The organism is Leptothrix mechoopdaensis (SeqCode) (assembly GCF_053893855.1).
In genome coordinates, this window is record NZ_CM132699.1 from 3,875,923 (window position 1) to 3,902,320 (window position 26,398).

Annotated in this window: 12 protein-coding genes; 3 read left to right on the plus strand and 9 right to left on the minus strand. The window is 71.8% G+C overall.

Going from position 1 to position 26,398, the window contains the following annotated elements; genetic code table 11:
- Positions 1 to 57 precede the first annotated feature (57 nt).
- Complete coding sequence (locus ACWA7K_RS16825) at positions 58 to 1,650, plus strand: diguanylate cyclase (RefSeq protein ID WP_456162552.1); 1,593 nt, start codon at positions 58 to 60, stop codon at positions 1,648 to 1,650.
- On the opposite strand, the gene ACWA7K_RS16830 is transcribed toward ACWA7K_RS16825, so the two are convergent.
- From ACWA7K_RS16830 to ACWA7K_RS16865, 8 genes are all read right to left on the minus strand, one after another.
- Complete coding sequence (locus ACWA7K_RS16830; protein WP_456162553.1) at positions 1,616 to 2,326, minus strand: nitroreductase family protein; 711 nt, start codon at positions 2,324 to 2,326, stop codon at positions 1,616 to 1,618. The genes ACWA7K_RS16825 and ACWA7K_RS16830 overlap by 35 nt on opposite strands.
- 61 nt (positions 2,327 to 2,387) lie before the next feature.
- Complete coding sequence (locus ACWA7K_RS16835) at positions 2,388 to 4,541, minus strand: efflux RND transporter periplasmic adaptor subunit (RefSeq protein ID WP_456168848.1); 2,154 nt, start codon at positions 4,539 to 4,541, stop codon at positions 2,388 to 2,390.
- 2 nt (positions 4,542 to 4,543) lie between these two features.
- A complete protein-coding gene (locus ACWA7K_RS16840) occupies positions 4,544 to 5,878 on the minus strand; it encodes an efflux RND transporter periplasmic adaptor subunit (protein WP_456162554.1) in 1,335 nt (444 codons plus the stop codon).
- Between the two features lie 77 nt (positions 5,879 to 5,955).
- Entirely contained in the window at positions 5,956 to 18,258 is a 12,303-nt protein-coding gene (locus ACWA7K_RS16845; RefSeq protein WP_456210202.1) for a tandem-95 repeat protein, read from the minus strand.
- Positions 18,259 to 18,382: 124 nt separating this feature from the next.
- Positions 18,383 to 19,129 (minus strand): efflux RND transporter periplasmic adaptor subunit, encoded by a 747-nt coding sequence (locus tag ACWA7K_RS16850; RefSeq protein ID WP_456162556.1) that lies wholly within the window; start codon positions 19,127 to 19,129, stop codon positions 18,383 to 18,385.
- A gap of 14 nt (positions 19,130 to 19,143) precedes the next feature.
- Complete coding sequence (locus tag ACWA7K_RS16855) at positions 19,144 to 20,646, minus strand: TolC family protein (protein ID WP_456162557.1); 1,503 nt, start codon at positions 20,644 to 20,646, stop codon at positions 19,144 to 19,146.
- A 182-nt stretch (positions 20,647 to 20,828) separates the two neighbouring features.
- Positions 20,829 to 21,542: an SOS response-associated peptidase gene (locus ACWA7K_RS16860; protein WP_456162558.1), complete on the minus strand. Its 714-nt coding sequence runs from the start codon at positions 21,540 to 21,542 to the stop codon at positions 20,829 to 20,831.
- A 22-nt stretch (positions 21,543 to 21,564) separates the two neighbouring features.
- Positions 21,565 to 22,599: a TerC family protein gene (locus ACWA7K_RS16865; protein ID WP_456162559.1), complete on the minus strand. Its 1,035-nt coding sequence runs from the start codon at positions 22,597 to 22,599 to the stop codon at positions 21,565 to 21,567.
- A gap of 229 nt (positions 22,600 to 22,828) precedes the next feature.
- Between ACWA7K_RS16865 and ACWA7K_RS16870 the strand changes: the two genes are divergently transcribed.
- Positions 22,829 to 23,338 (plus strand): TerB family tellurite resistance protein, encoded by a 510-nt coding sequence (locus ACWA7K_RS16870; protein WP_456162560.1) that lies wholly within the window; start codon positions 22,829 to 22,831, stop codon positions 23,336 to 23,338.
- Positions 23,339 to 23,435: 97 nt separating this feature from the next.
- On the plus strand, positions 23,436 to 24,326 hold the full coding sequence (locus ACWA7K_RS16875) for a LysR family transcriptional regulator (protein WP_456162561.1): 891 nt from the start codon (positions 23,436 to 23,438) through the stop codon (positions 24,324 to 24,326).
- Here the strand turns inward: ACWA7K_RS16875 and ACWA7K_RS16880 are convergent.
- Positions 24,318 to 26,366 carry a DEAD/DEAH box helicase gene (locus ACWA7K_RS16880; RefSeq protein WP_456162562.1) on the minus strand — a complete coding sequence of 683 codons (2,049 nt, stop codon included), beginning with the start codon at positions 26,364 to 26,366 and terminating at the stop codon, positions 24,318 to 24,320. The two genes, ACWA7K_RS16875 and ACWA7K_RS16880, sit on opposite strands and share 9 nt — an antisense overlap.
- Between the last annotated feature and the right edge of the window lie 32 nt (positions 26,367 to 26,398).

Genomic DNA, 26,398 nt, shown 5'->3' on the forward strand with positions numbered 1-26,398 from the left:
CGAGCCGGTGCCACACTCGACCGGGTACCCCGCAGCAGAGTACCGCCCGAGGACCCCGTGACCGCCGATCCCGCCCAGAAGTCGAATGCAGGGCCGCTGCGCCTGTCCCTGCGGGCCAGCCTGTTCACCCTGGTGGCGCTGTGCGTGCTGCCGGCGGCGCTGGTGTCGGCCGCGCTGGTCTGGTCCAACTACTGGCTCGAACGTGATCGCATCTACGCCGATTCGGTGCTGATGGCCGACCACCTGGCCGCCGAGCTCGACAGCGAACTGGCGGCCATGACCTCCGGCATGCGGGTGCTGGCCAGCGCGCCCGAGCTGCAGCGCGACGATTTCGCGACCTTCCACCGCCGCGCCAGCGACGCGCTCGGCTCGCAGATCGTCAACAACTTCCTGATCACCGACCGCCAGGGCCGCCAGCGCATGAACACGCTGAAGCCCTGGGGCGAGCCGCTGCCGACGGCCGGCACGCCGCCCGCCCTGGCCCGGGTGTTCGAGGACGGCTCGACCGTCGTCACCGACCTGTTCATCGGCCCGGTCACGAAGCGGCCGGTGATCGCCGCAGGCGTGCCGGTGCGGCGCAACGGCGAGGTGGTCTACAGCCTCAACATCGGCCTGTCGCCCGACCGCATCGGCAACATCCTGAAGAGCCGGCCGCTGCCGCCGGGCTGGGTCGCCGCGATCCTCGACAGCAGCGGCACGCTGGTGGCGCGCAGCCGCGATGCCGACAAGTTCGTCGGTCAGAAGGCGGTGCCGGCGGTGGTCGCGCAGATCCGCGGCGGCGGCCCGCGCAGCGTCGAGACCCTGAGCAAGGACGGCATCCCGGTCGTCAGCAGCTACGCGCGCTCGCGCCTGTCGAACTGGACGGTCGCCATCGGCGCGCCGCGTTCGGTGCTGGAGTCGCAGCTGCTGCGGCTGATCGGCTGGACCTGCGCCGGGCTGACGGTCGCGGTGCTGCTGGGCCTGTGGCTGGCGCTGCGGCTGACCGGCCGCGTGACGCAAGCGGTGCGCGGCCTGAACGACGCGGCGCTGGCGCTCGGGCGCGGCCAGCCGGTCACGCTGCCGCCGCTGCAGCTGATCGAGGCCGACGCGGTCGGCGCGGCCATCCTGCAGGCCGCCAACATCCTGGACAACGCCCGGCACCTGGCCCATCACGACCCGCTGACCGGGCTGAGCAACCGGCTGCTGTTCGACGAGATGCTGGTCCACCATGCCGACGACCTGGCCCGCAACGGCGGCACGCTGGCGGTGCTGGCGCTCGACCTGGACGGCTTCAAGGCGGTCAACGACCGGCATGGCCATCCGGCCGGTGACCGGCTGCTGCAGGCCGTCGCCGCGCGCATCACGCGCACGCTGCGGGCGGTCGACATCGCCGCGCGCATCGGCGGCGACGAGTTCCTGGTGCTGCTCGCGCCGGCCAGCGCGGAACAGGCCCGGCTGACCGCGCAGCGCCTGCTGGTGGCGCTGTCGGCGCCCTATGACGACGTCGAGCCGCGCGTGTCGGTCAGCATCGGCGTGGCGGTGACCGGCCCCGACGAGGCGGTCGTGCCGGCCGCGCTGGTCGAGCGGGCCGACCGCGCGCTCTATGCCGCCAAGCGCGAGGGCAAGTCGCGTGTGGTCATGGCGACGGCCACGGTGCCGGCGGCGGGCTGAGCGCGGTCGGCGGGCCGTCGTCGCCGAGCACGCTGACGAAGGCTTCCGGCAATGGCCGCGGCCGGGCCCGAGCGCGGGCCGGACCGGCGGTGCCCAGGTTGATGCAGCAGACCGCCTGTTCGCCCTCGGCCAGCCCGAACAGCGCCCGCAGCGGTGCCGAGTCCATCGCCCGGCCACTCGTCAGGCCACTGCCGTAGGCCATCGCGTGGGCGCCCAGCAGCAGGTTCTGGATCGCGGCGCCGAGCGACACCAGCCGCTCGGCGGCGGGGATGTCGGTCACCTCCGCGCCGTCGCGCCAGATCGGCCCGAGCCGGGCGATGGCCAGCAGCAGCACGGGACCGCGATGGGCCTTGTCGCGGGCATCGGCCAGCTGGGCCGGCGTGGCCTGCGGATCGCGTTCCAGCAGCGCCTGCGCGAAGGCCTCGGCCAGCCGCCCGCGCTGCGCGGCAGGCACCAGCACGAAGCGCCAGGGCGTCAGCTCGGCGTGGTCGGGCGCATCGGCGGCCAGTGCCAGCAAGGTCCGCAGCTGGACCGCATCCGGCCCGGGCGCCTTCAGCCGCCGCGGCGAGGTGTTGCGACGGGTCGAGATCAGGGTGCGGGACTGGTCGAACAGCTCCGGGTCGTCCAGGCGCAGGGATGGATCGGCGGCGGCGTCGGGACGGTCGGGCGGTGTCATGTCGGCGTTCGGTGCGGCAAGGTCCGCGACGATAAGCGCGACCCGCCCGATCACGCGCCCGTCAGAACCCGACCTCGCGCGCCAGCACCTCCGACAGGCCGTGCCAGGCCTGTTCCCACGGTCGCCGGCCCGGCAGGTCGACGACCAGGTGACCCCGCCAGTGGCGCGGGCCCAGGCCGGGATCGGCCTCCAGCGCCAGCTCGACGCGGTAGAGCGGCTGCGTCGGCAGCCAGCGGCCGGACTGCTCGCGCGCCTCGATCGGTCCGCCGTGGGCACGCGCCAGCATCGGCTCGGCCAGCACGCTGGCCGCGTGCGGCGCGACGCTGATCACGCGCGCCGGCCAGCGCCGCAGCGGTTCGGCATCGGCGACGAAGCCGGCGGCCGTACCGGGCTGCAGGTGTGCGGCGGCATACGCCGACACGTAGGCCACGACCCGGCCCGGTCCGACGCCAGCCAGCCGCATCACGGTCTGTTGCGGACCGACGACCATGCCCGGTCGCAAGCCGGCATCGCGCTCGACCACCACGCCGTCGAATGGCGCCAGCGGCTGCAGCTGCGCGAGTTCCAGCCGCAGCGCGGCGGCCTCGTCGCGGGCCGACGCCAGACCGGCCTGCAGCGTCTGCCACTGGCCCTGCTGTTCGCCGCCCAGGCTGGCCACCGCGACCTGCCGCTCCAGCTGTTGCAGCCGGACCTGCGCGGCCGCCAGGCGCTGCTGCAGCGCCGGGGCATCGACCTCCAGCAGCGGCGTGCCGCGCCGGACGTGGTCACCGAGCTGCAGCGGGAAGGCCTGCAGCGTGACCGCTGCGGGCAGCCGCACGGCCAGTTCCTGCGCCGGCTGCAGCACGGCGGCAGCGGTCTCGCGCACCGGCCACGGCCAGGCGGCCAGGCCTCCGCCGGTGATCAGCAGCAGCAGGCCCAGACGCCAGCGCCAGGACGACCGCCAGCGCGCCCAGCCCCGCACCCAGGTCGACAGCTCGCGGCGGATCGGCGCGGCGATGAACCAGCCCAGTTCGACCGCGAACAGCAGCAGGCCCAGGGCCGGGAAACCGAAGTGGTAGACCATCCACGCGATGCCGGCATAGAGCACCAGCCGGTAGGCCCAGGTCGCCCAGGCGAAGGCGATCAGCGCACGGCGGCGCGGCGGCGGGAAGTCCTCGGGCGCGGCGGCCTGCCAGCCCAGCAGCGTGCGGCGCAGCTGCCAGCGCGCCAGCGCGAAGCTGCGCTCGTGCAGGTTGGGCAGGTCGAGCAGGTCGCACAGCAGGAAGTAGCCGTCGAAACGCATGAAGGGGCTGAGGTTGACCAGCAACGAGCTGACCCACGTCATCGTCGCGACGATGAAGGCGGCCGTGCGCGCCGGGCCGTCGGGCAGCAGCACCCAGGCCAGCGTGGCCCACGCGGCCAGCGTCAGCTCGGTGCGCACGCCTGCGGCGGCGATGGCCAGGCGGGCGCGGGCGTCGGGCAGGCGCCAGGCCTCGCTGGTGTCGGTGTAGGCGACCGGCCACATCACCATGAAGGCCGCGCCCATCGTCGGCACACGCAGCCCGTGGTGCTTGGCGACCAGCGCATGGCCGAACTCGTGCGCCACCTTCACCAGCGCCAGCGTCAGGCCGTAGAGCGCCAGGCCCTGCCACGACAGCAGGTCCAGCCACTGCGCCTGCAGCTCGCCGGCATGGCTGGCCAGCCCGGCCAGGCCGGCGGCCAGCACCAGCAGCGTCAGGCGGCCGAAGGCCGGCGAGCCCAGCCACGCCAGCATCGGCAGCAGCCCGGTCAGCAGGCGGTCGGGGTTGAACAGCGGCACGCGGAAGAACAGGTAGTGGTGCAGCAGCCAGGTCGCCAGCGCCTGCAGCCCGCCCGTGGCCTGGGGGACACGCGGCGGCGCCGATGGCAGCACGAGTTCCTCGCGCACCGCCCAGGTCAGCACCTGGACGACGTGTTCGGGCTCGACCGCCAGCGTCGTCTGCTGGTTGATCTGCTCGGCGATCAGGCCCGGATCGGCCAGCCACCAGCGCCGCAGCACCTCGTGGCTGAGCCAGTCCAGGCGGATGAAGCGGTGCCGCACGGGATCCTGCAGCGTCCAGCTCGGCTGGCCGTCCGGCAAGGCCGGACCGTGGTGCAGCAGCAGGTCGTCGCGCAGCGCGGGCCAGACCAGCGGCGAGGCGGCGTCCGGCGCAGGCGCCGCGACGGGGATCGACAAGGCGAGCGTGTCCGTGCCCATGTTCACCACCCGGTCAGTTCACGCAGCGCGGCCAGCGGCCGGCGCAGCATCACGTAGGCCAGCGGTGCGCGTGGCCCGCTGATGCGCACGGTGCCGCGTGCGCCCAGGCGTTCGCTGGCAGCGTCGTCGAGCGTGCCGCGCAGGCGATAGGCCAGCGTGCCGTCCGGCCGGTGTTCGGCCTCGTAGGCATAGAGCCGCAGACGGCCCAGCACCGGTTCACCCGGCCGGCTCGCCAGATGCAGCGCCATGGCGGCGCCGGGCGCCAGATCGATCGCGTCGCCGACGGCCAGCCAGGCCTCCAGCTCCTGGTCACGCGGCTGCGCCAGACGCATCACCGCCTCGCCGGCCTGCAGGTTGCGGCCGGCCCAGCTGCCCGGGTCGTCGATCAGCACGACACCGTCGTGCGGCGCGACCAGGCTGACGCGCTGCATCTGCTGTTCGAGGTACTTCAGTTCGGTCTGCGCCTGCCCCAGCTTGCCCTGCGCCGCCGGCAGCTGCGCCTTGGCGCGTGCATCGGCGAGCGCCTGCTGGTTCAGCTGGCGCCACTCGGCCGCCGCCGTGGCAACGGCCTGTCGGGCAACCTGCAGGCGGCTGGCGCGGGCCTCGTCATCGAACTCGGCCAGCACCTGACCGGCCTGCACGACCTGGTTCGGCTCGACCAGCAGGCGGCGCAAGGTGCCTTCCATCGCGGCGCGAACGACGGTGGGCTCGCGCGGCACCAGCTCGCCGGGCGCCCGCAGCGTCATCGGCACCGGCAGGAAGGCCAGGCCGACCAGCGCCAGCAGCAGCCAGCGCCCGGGCCGCAGCCAGCCTCGCCATCCGCCCGAGGCCGATGGACGGCGCCAGGCCGCCCACAGCGCACCCGGGTCGACGAAACGTCGCCGCGATGCACCGGCCGCCCGCTCGTTCAGCCGCCACAGCCCGGCCCAGTGCGCCAGGCCGTCGATCTCGTCCTGGGTCCACGGCACTTCGCGGACCAGCAGCAGCGCGGCCTCGTCGGCAGTCGCACCCGGCAGCCACAGCAGGTGCGGCGGCCACCAGTCGGCGCCCTCCCCGGCCAGGTCGCCGGCCAGCTCAGGCAGCTCGACGGGACCGGGCGGACGGCCTTCCAGCGCGAGCAGCAGCTTCTTCAGCCACAAGGCATACGGGCCGTGCCGATCGATGCTGCTGACGCCCGAGTGTTCGAACAGGTCGGTCGCCGCCTGCCACAGCACGGCCGCGTGATAGGGCAGCACCTCGCGGCTGCGGTTGAGCAGCACGAAGCGCCGCTCGGCCGGGGTGGCGGCGGCGCGCAGGGCCTGCAGGAGAGCGAGTTGGGTGGGGGCGTCTGGGGTCATCTCGACCGGACGTTAGCCCCCGGATCGATCGGGCAGCGGCCGGATATCGCACCGGAAACGGCCCGAAATCGAACCGGTCAACCCCGCCGCATCGGCAACCCGCGTCCCTGCAGATGCCATTGACGCTGGCCCGGCTGCAGCACCAGCGCCTCGCCACGGGCCAGCTGCTGACCGAAGCTGGCGCGCGAGGTCGGACGGATCAGCGCCGAATCGCTCACCTTGATCCGGAACATCGTCGACGCCTCGCGGCCCTGCGAGTCGCGCGCGGTGACGCGGATCGCCAGGTCCTGCAGCTGTCCGGCCGGCGGCTCGCCGATCAGCTTGCCGGAGCGGCCGTCGAAGCTCAGCCAGGACGGCAGCGGCGAGCCATCGGCCCGCGTCGCCGACAGCGTCACCGTCTCGGTGATGACGGTGTGCACGAAGGCATCGGGCGGCACCTGCACGACCAGCAGCCGGTTCATCGGGACGATCTGGTCGTCGACGCCACGGAACAACTTCAGGTTGGGCTCGCTCGACGGCGTCACCATGATCTGGAAGCCGCTCGGCCGGGTGTAGATGTCGCCGTCGGCGGCATCACGCACAGGGGCGGCACGCGGCGTGTCGGCGGGCACCGCCGGGCTCGGCGCCACCGGCGGCCGGACGTCGCCCAGCCCGCCACCATCGGCCGGGCGCAAGGCCGAGTCGAAGGCCGGCTGCTCGGCCGTGACCGGCGCTGCAGCCGGCGCCGCGACCGGTGCGGCTTCCACCACGCGCGGCGCCGGCACCACGACAGGCGGCGCCACGACCACGACCGGATCAGGCGTCGGCTCAGGCGTCGGCTCGGGTGCGGGCGGCACCGGCGTTGCGGCCACGACCGTCACCGTCGCCGTTCCCGTCGCGCTGTCGGTCGTCCCGTCGTTCGCCACGTAGCTGATCGTCGCCGTCCCGCTGAAGTTCGCGGCCGGCGTGAACAGGATGCGGCCGTTGACGATGGCAACCGTGCCTTGCGCCGGATCGACCGAGGCCGAGGCGATCGTCAGCGTCGAGCCTTCGACGTCGGTGTCGTTGGCCAGAACGTCGATCGTGACGGGCGTGTCCTCGTTCGTCGTCGCGGTGTCGGCGTTGGCGACCGGCGCGTCATTGACGGCGTTGACCGTCACCGTCGCCGTGGCGGGCGCGCTGTCGGTCGTCCCGTCGTTCGCCACGTAGCTGATCGTCGCCGTCCCGCTGAAGTTTGCGGTCGGCGTGAACACGATGCGGCCGTTGACGATCGCGACCGTGCCTTGCGTCGGGTCGACCGAGGCCGAGGCGATCGTCAGCGTCGAGCCTTCGACGTCGGTGTCGTTGGCCAGAACGTCGATCGTGACGGGCGTGTCCTCGGTGGTCGTCGCGGTGTCGGCGTTGGCGACCGGCGCGTCATTGACGGCGTTGACCGTCACCGTCGCCGTGGCGGGCGCGCTGTCGGTCGTCCCGTCGTTCGCCACGTAGCTGATCGTCGCCGTCCCGCTGAAGTTCGCGGCCGGCGTGAACACGATGCGGCCGTTGACGATCGCGACCGTGCCTTGCGTCGGGTCGACCGAGGCCGAGGCGATCGTCAGCGTCGAGCCTTCGACGTCGGTGTCGTTGGCCAGAACGTCGATCGTGACGGGCGTGTCCTCGTTCGTCGTCGCGGTGTCGGCGTTGGCGACCGGCGCGTCATTGACGGCGTTGACCGTCACCGTCGCCGTTCCCGTCGCGCTGTCGGTCGTCCCGTCGTTGGCCACGTAGCTGATCGTCGCCGTGCCGCTGAAGTTTGCGGTCGGCGTGAACACGATGCGGCCGTTGACGATCGCGACCGTGCCTTGCGTCGGGTCGACCGAGGCCGAGGCGATCGTCAGCGTCGAGCCTTCGACGTCGGTGTCGTTGGCCAGAACGTCGATCGTGACGGGCGTGTCCTCGGTGGTCGTCGCGGTGTCGGCGTTGGCGACCGGGGCGTCATTGACGGCGTTGACCGTCACCGTCGCCGTGGCGGGCGCGCTGTCGGTCGTCCCGTCGTTCGCCACGTAGCTGATCGTCGCCGTCCCGCTGAAGTTCGCGGCCGGCGTGAACACGATGCGGCCGTTGACGATGGCAACCGTGCCTTGCGCCGGGTCGACCGAGGCCGAGGCGATCGTCAGCGTCGAGCCTTCGACGTCGGTGTCGTTGGCCAGAACGTCGATCGTGACGGGCGTGTCCTCGTTGGTCGTTGCGGTGTCGGCGTTGGCGACCGGCGCGTCGTTGACGGCGTTGACCGTCACCGTCGCCGTGGCGGGCGCGCTGTCGGTGGTCCCGTCGTTCGCCACGTAGCTGATCGTCGCCGTCCCGCTGAAGTTCGCGGCCGGCGTGAACACGATGCGGCCGTTGACGATGGCGACCGTGCCTTGCGCCGGATCGACCGAGGCCGAGGCGATCGTCAGCGTCGAGCCTTCGACGTCGGTGTCGTTGGCCAGAACGTCGATCGTGACGGGCGTGTCCTCGTTCGTCGTCGCGGTGTCGGCGTTGGCGACCGGCGCGTCATTGACGGCGTTGACCGTCACCGTCGCCGTTCCCGTCGCGCTGTCGGTCGTCCCGTCGTTGGCCACGTAGCTGATCGTCGCCGTGCCGCTGAAGTTTGCGGTCGGCGTGAACACGATGCGGCCGTTGACGATCGCGACCGTGCCTTGCGTCGGGTCGACCGAGGCCGAGGCGATCGTCAGCGTCGAGCCTTCGACGTCGGTGTCGTTGGCCAGAACGTCGATCGTGACGGGCGTGTCCTCGGTGGTCGTCGCGGTGTCGGCGTTGGCGACCGGGGCGTCATTGACGGCGTTGACCGTCACCGTCGCCGTGGCGGGCGCGCTGTCGGTCGTCCCGTCGTTCGCCACGTAGCTGATCGTCGCCGTCCCGCTGAAGTTCGCGGCCGGCGTGAACACGATGCGGCCGTTGACGATGGCGACCGTGCCTTGCGACGGGTCGACCGAGGCCGAGGCGATCGTCAGCGTCGAGCCTTCGACGTCGGTGTCGTTGGCCAGAACGTCGATCGTGACGGGCGTGTCCTCGTTGGTCGTCGCGGTGTCGGCGTTGGCCGTGGGTGCGTTGTTGAAGGCCAGGACATCCACCGTGACCGTGTTCGGCACGGCGTCGTAGGCCCCGGCGCTGTCGCGCACGCTGAAGGTCCAGCTCGCGTAGCCGGTACCAAGGGCGTTGGCCCGCGGCGCATAGACGAGGCTGCCGAGGTCGGCAACCCCGATGACCTGGCCGGCGACGACCGGCGTGCCCTGGAAGGTCAGGCTGCCGACCAGCGGCAGGCTGTCGATGCGGACGGCAGACAGGCTGTCACCCGTGTCCGGATCGGTGATGGTGAAGTTGCTGGCCGAGAAGGTCCTGCTGCCGTTCTGCAGCAGGGAGACCGTGAGGTCGGCACCCGAGGGCGCATTGTTGACGGCCGCCACGGTCACGGTCGCATCGACCGTGTTCGACGCATGGTTCAGCGTCGCGCCATCGTCGACCTGGAAGGTGACGGTGCGGCTGGTGGTCGACGGCGCATCCGAGCCGTTGACGTAGGTCACCGAACGCAAGGCCGCCTGGTACTGCGCGACCGTCGCCGTGCCGCTCAACGTCAGCACGCCGGTGCTGCTGTTGAAGCTGCCGGTGATGCCGTTCTGGTTGGTGAAGGCGAGCGTGTCCTCGCCACTGACGTAGCCGCTGGAGATCGTCACCGTCGCGCCGGTCAGGCTGGCGTTGTCCGCGTCGCTGATCGTCAGCGCCGTGTCGATCGCGGTGGCGGCCTGGTTCTCGGTGTAGGTGAGCGTCGCGCTATTGGCGAGCACGGGGGCGTCGTTGGTGCCGTTCACCGTCAGCGTCACCGTCTGTGGCGCGCTGGCCAGGCCGGACGGGTCGGTCACGGTGTACTGGAAGGTCACGACCTCGGACTGCCCCGCGCCCAGCGCGTCGAAGTCGTGGCCCGGGTCGAAGCTGTAGCTGCCGTTGGCGTTCAGCGTCAGCGTGCCCTTGCCGGTCGGCAGGCCCGTGCTGACCGCGAAGGTCAGGTCCTGGCCCTCGCGCAGCGTCGTCAGCGGCACGCCGCCGTCGCCCCAGCGCTCGATCATCCGGCCGGCGTAGTTGCCGGCCTGCTTGAAGGTCAGGCGCAGGCCGTCGCCGGCCGTGTTGACGCTGATCGTGTAGGGCAGGTTGCCGTAGTTCGGGTGGGCCTGGAAGGCCGCCGCCATGTCGCCGATCGACGCGAAGCCGCCCGGCGGGCTGCCGATCGCCACGCCGTATTCCGCGCTGCCATCGCCGAAGAACGAGAAGGTGCGGTTGCCCACGGTGTAGTCGACCGCCCCCGTCTCCTGGATCTCCGGCGGCGCGTCGACATCGCTGCCCATCGGCAGAACCCCGTTCAGCACGGTGTTCTCGTCGGTCGAGCCACTCGCGGCCACGGCCACCGGCGCATCGTTGACGGCCGCCACGGTCACGGTCGCATCGACCGTGTTCGACGCATGGTTCAGCGTCGCCCCATCGTCGACCTGGAAGGTGACGGTGCGGTTGGTGGTCGACGGCGCATCCGAGCCGTTGACGTAGGTCACCGAACGCAAGGCCGCCTGGTACTGCGCGACCGTCGCCGTGCCGCTCAGCGTCAGCACGCCGGTGCTGCTGTTGAAGCTGCCGGTGATGCCGTTCTGGTTGGTGAAGGCGAGCGTGTCCTCGCCACTGACGTAGCCGCTGGAGATCGTCACCGTCGCGCCGGTCAGGCTGGCGTTGTCCGCGTCGCTGATCGTCAGCGCCGTGTCGATCGCGGTAGCGGCCTGGTTCTCGGTGTAGGCGAGCGTCGCGGTGTTGGCGAGCACGGGGGCGTCGTTGGTGCCGTTCACCGTCAGCGTCACCGTCTGCGGCGCGCTGGCCAGGCCGGACGGGTCGGTCACGGTGTACTGGAAGGTCACGACCTCGGACTGCCCCGCGCCCAGCGCGTCGAAGTCGTGGCCCGGGTCGAAGCTGTAGCTGCCGTTGGCGTTCAGCGTCAGCGTGCCCTTGCCGGTCGGCAGGCCCGTGCTGACCGCGAAGGTCAGGTCCTGGCCCTCGCGCAGCGTCGTCAGCGGCACGCCGCCGTCGCCCCAGCGCTCGATCATCCGGCCGGCGTAGTTGCCGGCCTGCTTGAAGGTCAGGCGCAGGCCGTCGCCGGCCGTGTTGACGCTGATCGTGTAGGGCAGGTTGCCGTAGTTCGGGTGGGCCTGGAAGGCTGCCGCCATGTCGCCGATCGACGCGAAGCCGCCCGGCGGGCTGCCGATCGCCACGCCGTATTCCGCGCTGCCATCGCCGAAGAACGAGAAGGTGCGGTTGCCCACGGTGTAGTCGACCGCCCCCGTCTCCTGGATCTCCGGCGGCGCGTCGACATCGCTGCCCATCGGCAGAACCCCGTTCAGCACGGTGTTCTCGTCGGTCGAGCCACTCGCGGCCACGGCCACCGGCGCATCGTTGACGGCCGCCACGGTCACGGTCGCGTCGACCGTGTTCGACGCATGGTTCAGCGTCGCGCCATCGTCGACCTGGAAGGTGACGGTGCGGTTGGTGGTCGACGGCGCATCCGAGCCGTTGACGTAGGTCACCGAACGCAAGGCCGCCTGGTACTGCGCGACCGTCGCCGTGCCGCTCAGCGTCAGCACGCCGGTGCTGCTGTTGAAGCTGCCGGTGATGCCGTTCTGGTTGGTGAAGGCGAGCGTGTCTTCTGCGCTGACGTAGCCGCTGGAGATCGTCACCGTCGCGCCGGTCAGGCTGGCGTTGTCGGCGTCGCTGATCGTCAGCGCCGTGTCGATCGCGGTGGCGGCCTGGTTCTCGGTGTAGGTGAGCGTCGCGCTGTTGGCGAGCACAGGAGCGTCGTTGACGGCGTTGACGGTGATCGACACGGTGTCGCTGTCGCTCAGCGGCGTGCCGGCGCTGTCGCTCGTCAGGACGGTCAGCGTGTCGCTGCCGCTGTAGTCGGCATCGCCCTGGTAGCGCAAGGTTGCGAGGGCATCGTTGATCTGCGTGGTCGTGCCGGCGAGGGTCAGGCTGGCGCTGCCATTGGCGCCGGCGCTGACCGTCGCGCCGCCGGACAGGTCGACCGTCAGGCTGCCGTGCAGGACGACCAGCTGCGACGTGGCCACGTTGTCCTGCGCATCGGACACGGAGACGGCATTGCCGCTGGCGACGCGGAAATCGAGCGCGGCGTCCTCGTCGACCGATTGGGCACCCGGCACGCTGTTGACCGGCGCGGTGTTGGAGCCGGCGGTCGTGAAGTTGAGCGTGGTGGTGCTGGCGATGCCGGCGTAGGCGATGCCGTCGGCGTCGACGACGGCGGTGGGGTCGATCGTCAGCGCGTAGCCCGAGGACTGGAGCAGGTCGCTGCCCGGGTTGATCGTCACGCCGGTGGTGCCGTTGAAGGTCAGGCTGCCGCCGTGGTCGCCCAGTCCGGTGGCGACGTCGAAGGCCTCGATGGTCGTGCCATTCGCGGCCACGAGGACGATGTGGCCGCTGCCGGCGCGCACGGCATGGTCGAAGGTCAGTGTCAGGTCGCTGGCGACGGCCACGCCAGTGGCGTCGTCGGCGGGGTTGCTGGCGCTCAGGGTCGGCGCGGCCACGATGCGCAGCGCCTGGCTGACGGTGGTGGCGTTGACCGTGGCCTCGATCGTGTAGCTGCCGGTCGCCAGCACGCCGGTCTGGCCGGTCGTCCAGCTGCCGGTGCCGGCCGCCGCGCTGACATGGAAGGTGGCCACGGTGACGTTGCCGCTGTCCTTGACGACGACCGTCACGGCCGCGCCCGGCGTGGCCGTGCCCTGGATGGTGAGATCGGTGTCGGTGGTGACGTAGTCGGCCAGGGCACCGGTGTCCTGGCTGATGCCGTCGATCGCGATGACGGCGCTGCGGTCATGGCCGAAGCTGGTGCTGGCGCTGTAGCCGTCGCCGTTCGCATCGAGCGCGGTCGCCGTGACGCGGATCGTCCCGCTGGCCATGCCGCTGAGGTTCAGCGGCTGCAGGCTCCAGCGGCCGGCGGTGACGGTGGCGGTGTCGCTGATGGTGGTCGTGCCGTCGGTGATCGTGACGGTGACGACGGTGCCGTCGGCCAGTTGCGTGGTGCTGCCGGCCAGGGTGATCGCGTCGTCCTCGCTGGCATCGGCCACGCTGTCGCTGTTGGCGGTCGGCACGGCGTCGACACCGATCGTCGGCGTGCTCGGGTCGATGGTCAGCGCGCGGCTGATGAGCACGCTGTTGCCGGCCGCATCGGTGCCGCTGGCGCGGGTGCCCACGGTTCCCGACAAGGCCACCGTCGTCTGCACCGACCAGCTGCCGTCGGCCTGCACGGTCGCGCTGTAGGACTGCTGGTCGCTCCAGTCGCCGTCGTTGTTCGGGTCGATCGCGAGCGTGATGGTGCTGCCCGCCGGCAGGTCGGTCGTGCCGCGGATCAGCGGCAGGCTGCTGGCGCTGCGGCTGCCGGAGGTCCACGCGATGTCCGGCGGCGTGGTGTCGATCAGCAGGGTCTGCGTGTCGGTACCGGTGTTGCCGACCGCATCGGTGGCGCTGGCACGCATCGAGACGCTGTCGGTCAGCCCGGCGGCAGGCAAGGCGCCGGTGACGGGGATCGCGGTGGCCGTGTCGACCGACCAGCTGCCATCGGCCGCGATGGTGGTCTGGTAGCTCAGGTCGAAGCTGCCGTTGCCGTCGCTGTCGAGTTCGAGCGTCAGCACGGTGCCGGCGGCCAGGCCGGTGGTGGTGCCAGCGATGACCGGCGTGGCCGAGCTGATCGGGCCGACCGTGGCCGCGCCGGTGATGTCGACCGTCGCGGTGGTGTCGATCACCAGTTCACCGGTGGTGACGTCGGACTTGCCGGTGGCCCCGCGCGTGGTCGTCGCGACGACCTGGTGGGTGCCGTCGGCCAGCACGGTTCCGACATCGACGGTCCAGGTGTTGCCGCTGATCACCGGCGTGTACAAGGTGCCATCGACCGTGACGGTCAGCGTGTCGCCGGCCAGCTGGGTCCAGGTGCCGCTGATGGTCGGCGTCGAGTCGGCGGTCGTGCTGGCGGTGACGGCCGGTGCGTCGTGCGCCACGGCGGTCGTGCTGTTGCCGTAGGCATTCGTCGCGGTCGCGCTGACCTTGGCGTAGCTGGGCAGGCCGCCAGCGGGCAGGCTGCCGCTGGTGGGCGTGGCGGTCGAGAGGTCGATCGACCAGGTGCCGCCGCTCTGCACGGTGGCCGAGTAGCTCACGCTGTTGGCGGTGCCGGCATCGTTGTCCGGGTCGATGGTGATGACGACCGGCGCGCCTGCGGCCAGGCTGGTGGTGCCGCTGATGACCGGGGTCGAGCTGCTGGCCAGTCCGTCGGCATTGACGGTGACGCTCGGCGCCGCTGCAGCGCCGGTGGTCTCGTAGGCCTGGGTGGCGTTGACCAGCACGGCGTTGCGGCCGGACGTCGTGCCCTTGACCGGCGACGCCGGCAGGTCGTCGGCGACCGTCAGCGAGATCGTGCCGGACGACGAGGCGGTCGGCGTCACCACCAGCGTGTAGGTCGTGCCGCTGCCGCTGAACGCGCCCTTGGTGCCGCCCGTGACGGTGACGTCCGCAGCCGAGAAGTTGGTGACCGCCTCGCTGAAGGTGAAGGTGAAGGTCACCGGCGCGCTGGCCGTGCCAGGCACGTCATCGGTGATGGTCAGCGTCGGGCTGGCCAGCGAGAGCTGCGTCTGGGTCGCGTCGCGGATCGTGATCGCGCCGTCCAGCGCCGTGGCGGTGACCGTCAGCGGTCCGTTGACCAGCGTGCGCGCCTGGGCCGCTGTCATCGTGGTCGTCCAGGTGCCGCCGCTGGCGGTGGCGGTCAGATTGACCGACGTGCTGTTGGCATCCGTGACGGTGATGTTGACGGTCGGCGTGCCGGTCAGCGTGGTCGTGCCGGAGAGCGTGACGCCGCCGGTGATCTCGTCCTGCGTCGCGCTGTAGGTGATGGTGTTGTCGGCACCGCCGATCGTGCCGATGCGCAGCGTGTTGGTGGCCGCGCTGGCGGTCAGCGTCTGGGTCCACGTCACCGCCTTGACGATGTTGCCGGCCGCATCGGTGGTCTGCACCTTGGGGGCGACGCTGACCGTCGAGGTGCTGGGGTTGCCGGTCGGCGAATTCAGCAGCGCGGCGGTGGTCCAGCGGCCGTTCGCATCGGTCGTGACATCGACGTTCTGGGTCGTGCCGGAAACGGTGAACGACACCGTCAACACGGTGTTGGGCAGTTCGCTGCTGCCGGTGATGACCGGCGCGGACTTCTTGATCTCGCTGCCGGTGGTGTTGAAGATCTGCGGCGGCCGGGTGTCGATGGCGACGGCGCTGTTCGTGGCCGTCGCGTCGGTGCCGACCAGCGTCGCGCGGACCGTCAGGGTGCTGTTGTCGAGGCTGGACAGGTTGACGCCGCTGGCCGTCCAGGTGCCAGCGCTGACGGCCACGCCGGAGACCGTGACCTGGTGGCCGTTGGCGTCCGAGATGACGAGGTCGACGCTGCTGCCGCCGGTCGCCGTGCCGCTCACCGAGACGTTGGCCACCTCGGTCAGGTTGAGCCAGCTGGCGCCGCCGCCGCTGTTGCCGACGATCGCGTTGGCGTTGGTGGTCGCGCCGCTGCTGATGGTGCCGATCGCCACGGTCGGCGTGCTGATCGTCAGCACCTGGGTGTCGGCCACGACGCCCTGGCTGTCGGTGGCGCGCACGCCCACCGTTCCGGTGTAGCCGCCGCTGGGCACGGTGCCCGAGATCGGCGTGGCGCTGGCGGTGTTCAGGCTCCAGTTGCCGGCGCCGTCGGGTGTCACCGAGTAGGTCACCGCGTCGGACAGGTTGCCGTCGTTGTTCGGGTCGAGCCGGACGATGACAAAACCGCCCGCCGAGCTGGACGTGCCGGTCAGCGTCGGCCGCGTGCTGCTGCCGCTGACGGCATCGCCACCGTCGATGCCGACCGCGATCACCGGCGCGCTGGTGATGACCAGCTCGCCGCTGGTGGTGTCGCTGGTCGAGACGCCGCCGCGCGTGACCGTGGCGGTGACGGCATAGGTCTGGCCCGCCACGAGGGTGCCCAGGGTGCCGCTGCTGGGCGTCGCGGTGGCGAGGTCCAGGCTCCAGGTATCGCCGGCCGGCGTCAGCTGGTAGGTCGCGCCGTTGACGCTGACGCTGAGGCTGTCGCCGGCCAGCCGGGTCCAGCGCCCGCTGAGGGTCGGCGCGGTGCTGGTGGTGCTGAGGCTGGCGACCGTCGGGCGGTTCAGCTCGACGGCACTGCTGCTGTTGCCCGCCGCGTCGGTGGCGGTGGCGGTGACCTGGCTGCTGGCGTTCAGGCCGGCCGCAGGCAGGCGGCCGGAGGTCGGCACGGCGGTGGCCGTGTTCAGGGTCCAGACGCCACCCGAGACCAGCGCCTGGTAGACCACGGTGTCGAGCGTCGACGCGTCGTGGTCGGGATCGATCGTGACGGTCACCAGCGCCCCGTCGGGCAGGTCGGTGGTGCCCGTCAGGGTGGGCGTGCCCGACAGCGCCAGCGCCGGCGTGCCGACCGTGACGGTCGGGGCCAGCGTGTCGTAGGCCTGGCGGGACGAACCGGCCAGCGTCGGCAGGCCGCTGACGCCGGTGGCGGCCGCCGAGTCGACGCTGACCGTCACGTCGCCGCCGGCCGACCCCTGGGTCGGCGTGACGACCAGCGTGTAGGTCCTGGCGTCGACCGCCGTGAAGGTGCCCTTGGTGCCGTTGGCCACGCTGACGTCGCTGGCATCGAAGCCGTTGACGCCCTCGGTGAACGTGAAGGTGAAGGTGACGTCCTGGCCGCCGCGCGCGGTGCCGGCGACGTTGTCCGTGATCGTCAGGCCGGTCGAGGCCGCCACGGGGTTGGCGGCGGTCATCGGCGCGGTGTAGACGCCCAGCTGCGCGAAGGTCGCGTTCTTGTCGTAGCTGGCGCCGACGCCGTTGAGGTCGCCGTTGATCGGGCCGTTCTGGGTCTGCGTGAACGAGACGTAGGAAACCGTCGTGTTGCTGTTGAAGCCGGCGATGCCGGTGGCGCCGCGCGGGCCGTGGACGCCGTTGCGGTCGACCGGCGAGGGCTTGGCGAGCACGGCGGCAAGGTCGGCGATCGGCACGCGCCAGCTGACGAACACGTCGGTGCCGCCGATGCCGGTAAGGTTGTCGGCCGTCGCACCGGAACGGCCGGTCGACGAGGCGCCCCAGTTCGGGTCGGTCGCGGCCGACACCGCCGTCACCGAGTAGTTGCTGCTGCTGAAGGCATAGACGCCGTTGTTGGGCAGCCAGCCGGTCGGCAGCGGTGCGGTCGAGGTCGTGTTCGGCGAGTTGTTCGCGCCGGTGCCCGGGTCGAGCAGGCGCACCGCCTGGCCGTTGTTGCGACCGTCGACCGACATGAACAGGTCGACCCGGCCGTCACCGTCGACGTCCATGCCGACCACGGCGACACCGGAGAAGTTGCTCGTGCTGGTGGGGTTGTCGATGCGCAGCCGGAAGTACAGGTAGTCGTCGCCGGTGCCGTTGGTGCCGCCATCGCTGAAGGCGGTGTAGAGCGAGCCGTGGGTGGCGTCGCCGATGATGTCCGTGTCGGCCGCACCGGCCTGGCTGTCGCCCTGCGGGTCGCGGGTGGCACCGAACATGACCGGGACCCAGCCGGCGCTGCCGTTGAGCGCGACGGTGGCCAGCCGGTTCGCATAGCCGGTCTCGGCCGTGTCGCTCAGGAAATGGGCGGCGCTGACGTCGCCGGTCCGGTACTCCAGGGCCCAGTCGCCCTGACCGGCACCGCCGGTCGTGTCGTTCGAGGCGGCCACGTCGGCGCCGCTCAGACGCGCCAGCGTGTCGGCCAGCGCCTGGCCCTGTCGGCCTGCGGCGATGTCGCAACCGTAGATCAGGATGTCGGCCCCGGGCGCCAGCACGTCTCGCCACGCACCGATCTGGCCGGCGCGGGCCTGCAGGTCGGCGGCGGTGTAGGCCTGCTCGCCCAGGATCAGCTCGCCCTGGTTGCCGTGCGAGACCAGGTGCACGGCGGTCGTGCCCGGCCGCGCCGCCAGCGCGTCGCTCATCTGGGCCCACGGGTCGGCGCCGGCACCGGTGTCCAGCAGGACCACCTCGACGCCCGGCCGCACGCCCCCGATCAGCAGGTCGAGATCGGCCAGGTCGCGGTCGATGAAGGCGATCTCGTGCGCCGTCGGCGCCACGGCCACGGCCGGTGCGGCCACGCTGCTGTCCCGTGTGGCGGCGGCATCGGTGGTCTCGCGCGCCTGCAGTTCGACCAGATGGGTGTCGGTCGCGACATCCGTCCGGTGCGCGAGATCGGCGGCGGCGGCGGCATCGAACATCAGCCGGGCCTCAAGGGACCAGGCCCGCGGGGCGGCGGCGGTGTGATGCTTCTTCCAGGACTGGCGGTGCGACATGGTGGCTACCCGTTCGGGGACTGGCCCTGCCCGGCGCGCTTCAGGCCCGGGCGTGGCGGAAAGGTGAGTTCAGGATCGGCGCGCAGGCGGCGCGTCCGGTGCGTCCGGCGCGCTCAGCGCGGCCTCACGGCAAGCGGCGGTTGACCAGCACGCGCCCGCTCATGCCGGCGATCAGCTCGGCATGGCGACCGTCGATCGCGGCGACGACCTTGATCGACTGGCTGACCGGGTCGACCCGGGCGCCCAGCCGCTGCACGCGGGCCGGGTAGGTGCGGCCGGTCTCGTCGACCGCGATGCGCACGGTGCTGCCCACGCTCACGCCCTGCAGCCAGCGCGAGGGCATGATGAATTCGAGCTCCAGCGCGCCGTCGTCGATCACCTCCAGCAGGGCCTGGCCGGGCTGCACGTACTGCAGCTCGCGGACCTTCTGCTCGGCGACACGGCCATTGAACGGCGCGGTGATCTCGCACTTGCCGAGCGTGACGTCGATCTGGCGCAGCTCGGCGCGGGTCTTGCCGACCTCGGCCTCGGCCGCGTCCAGCTCCTGGCGGCCGGTGGCCCCCAGCTCGACCAGCCGGCGCTGCGTGGCGAGCTGCTTCTCGGCCACGTCCAGCACGGTGCGGGCGCGGTCCTGCTGGGCCTTCTGCAGGCTGCAGTCGAAGCGCACCAGCACCTCGCCTTCGCGGATCGGGCCGCCTTCGCTGGCGCTCAGGCGCTCGATGCGCGCGCCGATCTCGGCGGCCAGCGTGGTGTAGCGGCGCGGCGTGAGCTGGGCGCGCAGCTCCGGGTCGGTCTGGGCCTGCAGCGCCGGGCTGGCAGCGGCCAGCAGCGCGACGGCCACGCTGGCGATCAGGACGGGGAAGGCTCGCATGGCGGGGTGCTTCCTCAGCTGGCCAGCAGGCGGCTGCGCACCTGCTCGCGGATCTGGTCGAGGCTCAGGTCGTCGCTGCTGTCGGGCAGCGGATCGATGCCGAGCGTGGCCTGCAGGCGGCTGGTCGCCGCATGCAGCTGGGCCAGCGCCTGGTAGCGGCGCAGCAGGCTGACGATGCTGGTGGTCTGGGCCGCGACGCGTTCGAGCTTCGAGCCGGCCTGCGCCTGTTCGCGCTTGAGCAGCTGGTCCATGATCTTCGCGTCCAGCTCCCACAGCGCATCGGCGCGGCGGAACTGCTGGGCGGCGCCGGCCAGCTGCGCGCGGGCGACATGCACCTGCGTGATCACCGCGACATGGGCGGCCAGCCGGCGCTGGTCGGCCAGCGCGACGCCGGCCTGTGCGGCCCGCTCCTGGGCCGGCCGGCTCAGGAGGTTGAACAGGTTGTAGGACGCCTGCATGCCGGCCTCGTTCCAGCTCTTGTGGACCAGGTAGCTGTCGGTGTCGTAGCGGGCGCCCAGGCTGAAGCTGAGGTTGGGCCAGGCGCGCGCAACGACCTTGCGGACCTCGGTCACCGCGATGCGGCGCTGGTAGGCCTGCTCGCGCAGGTCGGCGTTCTGCGCCAGCGCCTGTTCCTCCATCGCCTCGACCGGCTGGGCCAGCAGGTCCTGGCCGGCCAGGGTGGCGTCGGCATCGAGCCTGACCTCGGCCATCACCGGGATGTTGATCAGGCCGGCCAGCTCGTAGCGGGCGGTCACCAGTTCCTGCTCGATCGATTCGAGCAGGCGCATGTTCTCGGTCAGCTGGCGCTGGTAGCGCAGCGAGTCCAGCGGCGCGCGCAGCTTCTCGTCCTCGGCACGGCGCGCATCGACCATCGCCTCGTCGGCCAGCTGCAGCGCCTCGCGCACCTCGCCGCGCAGGCGCTGGGCGCTGGCGGCACGCCAGTAGGCGACGCGCACGTCCTGCACCAGCAGATGGGTGGCCTTGCGGCGGCGTTCGGCAGCGGCCATGACACGGTCGGCGGCCTGCTCGGTGCTGTAGCGCGCCAGACCGTAGTCCAGCAGGTTCCAGGTCAGGTCCATCTGCAGCAGCGTGTGCTGGCGCGACTGCGACACCGACGGATCGGCGCCCAGCGGCTGGCCGGTCACGGCGTTGACGCTGCGCGAGAGGCGGTCGCTGTCGCGCGCCGAATAGCCGGCCGCCGCGACCAGACGCGGCAGCGTGTCGTAGCCGCTGGCGTCGTACTGCTGCAGCGCCATGGCCTGTTCGAGCTGGCGGGCGCGGCGGTCGAGGTTGTGCTTGAGGGCCCGCGCGATGGCCTCGTCCAGGCCGAGACGAGCGCCGACCGGCTCGACGTCGCGGACGATGGCGGCCTTGTCGGCGGCGATGCGGGCCTGGTGGTCCGCCTCGCCGATCGGCGATGGAGCGGGCAGCTGGGCGCAGCCGGCGAGAACGGCCAGTGTGGCCAGGACCGCCAGGGAAGCGGGGAAAGACGGGCGGCGGGAACGGTGACGGGTCAAGAGCGGCTCCATGGCGGGGTGCGTCGGTCCTGTGCGGACGCCATCAGGCTTGGCGGCAGTCCCGCCAAGTCCAAGCCATGCTAGGAACCCCAAACCGTATCGATCGCTGAATAAGCACCCGTTTTGTGCACCGCAGATCCGGACTTGACCCGGGTCAAGCCAGGCCCGCCATCAAGCCGCCGTCAGAGCAGCGAGCCCTGGATGTCCGCGCCGGGTCGCCGCTGGGCCAGCGCCGCATCGGTCGCGCGAGTCACGGACAGGTCGAAGACCGCCGTCGGCGCGGGCCGGATCAGCGCCCGGGCGTCGGCCTCGTCGCCGTGCAGCCAGGCGTCCCACTCGTGCGGTTCGAGCGCGACCACCGCGCGCTTGTCCTGGGCCTCCGGCGGCAGGGCCGGATCGGGCTTGTGCAGCCGGCCGAGCAGCGGGTGGCCGTCGCAGTTGCAGGTCAGCATCGTGTAGCTGGCGACGATCTCGCCGCTGGCCGGGTCGGTCCATTCGGACCACAGCCCCGCCAGCGCCCACGGTGCGCCATCGGCCCGGCGCAGCTGCCACCAGATGTTGCGGCCGGTCTCCCAGTTCGGCTCCTGGTACCAGCTGGCGGGGATCAGGCAGCGCTGGCCGCGTCGCCAGGCGTCGCGGTAGGTCCACTTCTCGGCCACCGACTCGGCCCGCGCGTTGTTGGTCAGCACCGCCCGCGAGGCCGGCCGGCGGCTGCTGGCCTTCGGGGCGATCAGGCCCCACTGCGCGTCGGTCAGCGCCAGGCTGCCGTCGCGCACCGTCAGGAAGGCGCCCTGGCCGTAGGGTCCGACCGCGCCAGCGCGGTAGCCCTCGCCGACCAGGGCACGGAAGTGGCGCTCGATGTCCTCTTTCGGGACCATCTGGTAGAGGTTGCACATGGGCGCCACTCTAGCCCGGCGGTCAGTTCTGCGGCAGGGCCTCCGGCTTGTGCGCCTGGGGCGGCTGCGCGGGCGCTTCGGCGGCCTGGCCGCGGGTCTTCCAAAGCGAGACCAGCACGCCACCGGCGATCAGGCCGAAGGTCACGCCCAGCGAGATCGGGGCGGGGATCTTGCCGATGAAGCCGACCAGGAAGATCTTCGAGCCGATGAACACCAGCACCAGCGCCAGGGCGTACTTCAGGTAGGTGAAGCGGTGGATCATCGCGGCCAGCGCGAAGTACAGCGCACGCAGGCCCAGGATCGCGAAGATGTTGCTGGTGTAGACGATGAACGGATCGGTCGTGATCGCGAAGATCGCCGGCACCGAGTCGACCGCGAAGACCAGGTCGACACACTCGATGATGATCAGCGCCAGCAGAAGCGGCGTGGCCCAGCGCACCGGCTTGCCGGTGGCGGCGTCCGGCTCGGTCACGACGAAGGCCTTGCCACGCAGGCCGTCGGTGACACGCAGGTGGCGACGCAGGAAGCGCAGCAGCGGGTTGTTGGCGATGTCGGGCTGGTGATCGGCCATCCACCACATCTTGATGCCGGTGATGACCAGGAAGGCGCCGAACACGTAGAGGATCCAGCTGAACTCGCGCACCAGCGTGGCACCCAGGCCGATCATGATCGCGCGCAGCACGATCACGCCCAGGATGCCCCAGAACAGCACGCGGTGCTGGTACTGACGCGGGATCGCGAAGAAGCCGAAGATCAGCGCGATCACGAAGACGTTGTCCATCGACAGCGACTTCTCGATCATGAAGCCGGTCAGGTACTCGATGCCGCTCTGCTGACCGAGCACCACCCAGACGCCGGCACCGAACAGCAGCGCCACGCTGATGTAGCCGGCCGACAGCAGCAGGCTCTCGCGCACGCCGATCTCGTGGTCGTCATCCTTGTGGAGCACGCCCAGGTCGAAGGCCAGCAGCGCGGTCACGATGCCGATGAACACGAGCCACAGCCACGCGGGCTTGCCGAGCAGGTCGGTCTGCAGGAAAGGAAGAATGAGGTCCATGATGGATCCGGGAGTCGTCGATGGGGCCGATCTTGCGGACTTCCAGCCGATGGACGAACCAGCCCGTCTCGCACCTTCACTTCGGTTTTTCCGAACCTGACGCATGGGGACACCGGGCCGGTCCACGAGCAGGAAAAGACGAAGCCCTGCTGCGGCCCTGCCTGCTGGCTCCAGCGCGACGGCCCGGCTACCTTGGCGGCTCTTCCAACGACCCCAACGGAGTCCTGCCATGCGTGCCTACCCGACCAACAGCCCCGAAGCCGCCGCCCGGATCGTCTGCCTGGCCATGCTGGCCGACGGAGACCTGACCCGGCCCGAGATCGACGTGCTGGAATCGATCGACCTGCCGACGCGGCTGAAGATGTCGCGCGCCGACTTCTACCTCGTGCTGGAGCAGCTCTGCGAGGACCTGCTGCCCGACCCCGCGCTGGCCGACAGCCTGGACACCTTGTCGATCGACGACATGACCGTCGCCCGGCTGATGGCCGATGTCGACGATCCGGTGCTGCGCCGCACCGTGCTGGACCTGTGCCGCGACGTGATCGAGTCCGACGCCTGGATCAGCGATGGCGAGGCGCTGCTGCTGAACGCGGCGGTGGCGCACTGGGGCCTGCACCGCGCGATGTTCGAGCCGCGCCCGGACCCGTTGGCAGCGCGGCACGCGGTCAACGGCCACCAGTCGGTGCAGCGCCCGTCGCGTCAACCGCACGGACGCGCCGGCCGACGCGCCCAGCCCTGAGCCACGGCAGGGTCTCGGCCGGTGCGGGCGGCACTGCGGCCTGACCATCGCCAGAATCGGCCGGACTGCGTTTTTCCCGCACCCGGAGCCTCACCCCATGTCCAGCCTGAACTACCGCCACCTGCACTACTTCTGGGTCGTTGCGAGGGAAGGCGGCTTCGCCCGCGCCGCCGAGCGGCTGGACATGGCGGTGCAGACCATCAGCGCCCAGGTCAAGGCGCTGGAACAGTCGCTCGGTCACCAGCTGATCAAGTCGTCCGGCCGGTCGATCGTGCTGACCGAGGCCGGTCAGGCGGCGCTGGCCCGGGCCGAGGAGATCTTCCGGCTCGGCCAGACGCTGCACGACGAGGTCCGGCAGGCCGCCAGCGGACCGGTGCTGCGGCTGGCCGTCGGGCTGTCGGACGGCATCAGCAAGCTGGCCGCGCATGCCCTGCTCGCACCGGTGCTGGACACGCCTTCGCTGCGGCTGGTCTGCCACGAGGGCGAGACCGAGCAGCTGCTGGCCGAGCTGGCGATGCACCAGCTCGACCTGGTGCTGGCCGGCCAGCCGGCCCCGCACAACCCCAACCTGCGCCTGAGCAGCGATCGCCTGCTCGGCTCGCCGGTCGACTGGCACGGCCCCGCCACGCTGGTGCGCAAGGCCAGCGTCGACCGCTTCCCCGATTGCCTCGACGACTTGCCGGTGCTGCTGCCGACCCACCACTCGCCGCTGCGCGCGACGCTGGAACGCTGGTTCGACGAACAGGGCCTGCGCCCCCAGGTGGTCGGCGAGTTCGAGGACAGCGCGCTGATGGCCGTGTTCGCCGCGCGCGGGCTGGGCGTCTTCCCGGTCAGCCGCATGGGCGCGGACGACCTGTCGCTGATGCGCGGCCTGCGCCACCTGGGCGAATGCACCGGCGTGCGCGAGGAAATCCACGCGATCCGCTCGCGCCGCGGCCTGCACCACCCGCTGGTGCTGCGGGTGATGCAGGCGGCCGCGTCAGCCTGAGGCGGCCTTGCGCCTCAGGAACCCCACATCGAAACACTGCGCCTGCCCGCTGGCCTCGTTGTGCAGCCACAGCTCGCTGCCGTCGGGGCTGATGCGGGCGACCTCGCCGACGTGGCGGCCGATGCGCACGCGCAAGCCCACGGCCGAGCGCGGGAAGCCGGGTTCGCGGGCGGCCGACTCGATCGGCGTCACCGGCCGCGTGTCGCCGGCCAGGCGCAGCCGCTGGACGATCTGGCCGAGCACCGGGTTGGCCTGCGCGTCGCCGTCGGCGAGGTAGACGATCACCTTGGCCTGGGCGCGGCTCAGCGCCACGTTGACGAGGCGGCGCGCGTCCTCGGTCTGCAGGAAGGGCTGGCGGCCGTCGACCGGGTCGAACAGCACGAACGGCGCCTCGCTGCCCTGCGCCTTGTGGACCGTGCTGACACGCACCGCGCCGGTCAGGTGGCTCAGCTCGTGAGCCTGCAGGGCGGCGCGGATCAGCGCGCGCTGGGCCCGGAAGGGCGTCAGCACGACGATCTCGTGCGGCTCGGCTTCGCCGGCTTCGAGCGCGCGCCCCAGCCGGTCGGCGATGGCCTGGGCCGAGGCCTGCCGAACGGGGCCGCGATGGGTCGCCGACCAGCCGCCGCAGGCATCGACGGCCTCGACGTGGACATGGGCTTCCGGCCCGATGCCATCGAGGCTGCGGGCCCGGCGCTGGTGCCACGCGGGCTGCTCGCGGGTGTCGTCGGCGACACGCAGCAGGCCGTCGTAGAACAGCGCGCTGACCAGCTCGCCGATCGGCGCGGCCATGCGCGACTGCTCGTCCAGCAGCGCGACCGGGCCGAGCGGGTCGGCCAGCACGGCGCGGTCGCGCGGCATCTCGCCGAAGGGCGAACGACCGAGCCAGACCTTGGCCTCGCGCGAGTCGCTGCGCCGCACCGGCGCGAGCTGCTGCGGGTCACCGGCGTAGAGCCGCGCGCGGCCCAGCGGCGCGAGCGCGAGCGCCTGCGCCAGGCTGACCTGGCTGGCCTCGTCGAACACGATCAGGTCGAACGGCGGTGCACCCGCATCGACTGCCGGATCGCCGTCGCCCAGCTCGCGCAGCGTCTTCAGCGTGTAGCTGGCGCGGCTGGTCGTCATCGCCACCAGCCGGGCGCTGCGCAGCTCCGCCAGCGAGGCGCTGCGCAGCTGCCGGCGCAGGCCGTCGACGCGGGCCTGCCAGGCCTCGATCGCGGCCAGGTCGGTGCTGCGCGGGCGGGCGGCCTCGGCGCGGGCGAGCTGCGCCACCAGCGCCGGGTCGCGCACCGCGAGAAGGTGTTCGCGGCCCTCGTAGGTGCTGGCGGCAAAGCGGTTGCCCAGGCGCCGGACGCTGGCGCGCAAGGCCTCGCGGCGCTTCTGCGCGAGCGCCTTGTCGAGCGCGATCACGGCCTGGTCAACGGCGGTGTTGGTGGTCGACAGCAGCAGCACGCGGGCCTGCGGGCGCTGCTGCAGCAGCTCGGCCAGCAGCACACCCAGGGTGGTCGTCTTGCCGCTGCCGGGCGGACCCCACAGGAAGCAGTCGCCATGCCGCAGCAGCGCGAAGGCGCGGCGCTGGGCCGGGCGCAGCCAGCCGTAGACGTCATCGACCAGCGGCGCCCCCGGCTGGCGCGCCGGCGCGGCCAGCCCGGCCCGGCAGGCCCATGCCCGCGCGGCCCAGCCGTCGTCGGCCCAGGCCTGCGCCAGCGGCTGCAGGAAACGCGGCGGGTAGAGGCGGATCAGGCCATCCAGCGCGGGCGGCGGCGCGGTCGCGTCCGACAGGATCAGCTGATCGTCCTCGGCCACGATGGCCAGCACGGCGGCCTGGCCCTTGGGCGGGCCGCCCCACCAGGCGGTGGCGCCGTCGAAGCTGTCGTCGAGCATCAGCTGCGGCATCGGTTTGCCGCCGGCCCAGGCCTGGCCGGCCTGCAGCGTGACGCGCCAGAGCGTGCCCTCGCGCTGCGCCGACTCGACCCGGAAGTCGTAGAACTCGGGCGTCGCGGCCAGCTCCTGCTCGATCGCGGCGCGGATCTCGGCGATGCTCATGACGGGTTCGGGATACGGGCTGGCGGCGGGAA

Bases quoted from the DNA above. Each gene is read 5' to 3' on its own strand.
- ACWA7K_RS16840 (WP_456162554.1), bottom strand. From the start codon at position 5,878: ATGACCCCAGACGCCCCCACCCAACTCGCTCTCCTGCAGGCCCTGCGC.
- ACWA7K_RS16880 (WP_456162562.1), bottom strand. From the start codon at position 26,366: ATGAGCATCGCCGAGATCCGCGCCGCGATCGAGCAGGAGCTGGCCGCG.
- ACWA7K_RS16860 (WP_456162558.1), bottom strand. From the start codon at position 21,542: ATGTGCAACCTCTACCAGATGGTCCCGAAAGAGGACATCGAGCGCCAC.
- ACWA7K_RS16845 (WP_456210202.1), bottom strand. From the start codon at position 18,258: ATGTCGCACCGCCAGTCCTGGAAGAAGCATCACACCGCCGCCGCCCCG.
- ACWA7K_RS16835 (WP_456168848.1), bottom strand. From the start codon at position 4,541: ATGGGCACGGACACGCTCGCCTTGTCGATCCCCGTCGCGGCGCCTGCG.
- ACWA7K_RS16830 (WP_456162553.1), bottom strand. From the start codon at position 2,326: ATGACACCGCCCGACCGTCCCGACGCCGCCGCCGATCCATCCCTGCGC.
- ACWA7K_RS16865 (WP_456162559.1), bottom strand. From the start codon at position 22,599: ATGGACCTCATTCTTCCTTTCCTGCAGACCGACCTGCTCGGCAAGCCC.
- ACWA7K_RS16875 (WP_456162561.1), top strand. From the start codon at position 23,436: ATGTCCAGCCTGAACTACCGCCACCTGCACTACTTCTGGGTCGTTGCG.
- ACWA7K_RS16870 (WP_456162560.1), top strand. From the start codon at position 22,829: ATGCGTGCCTACCCGACCAACAGCCCCGAAGCCGCCGCCCGGATCGTC.
- ACWA7K_RS16850 (WP_456162556.1), bottom strand. From the start codon at position 19,129: ATGCGAGCCTTCCCCGTCCTGATCGCCAGCGTGGCCGTCGCGCTGCTG.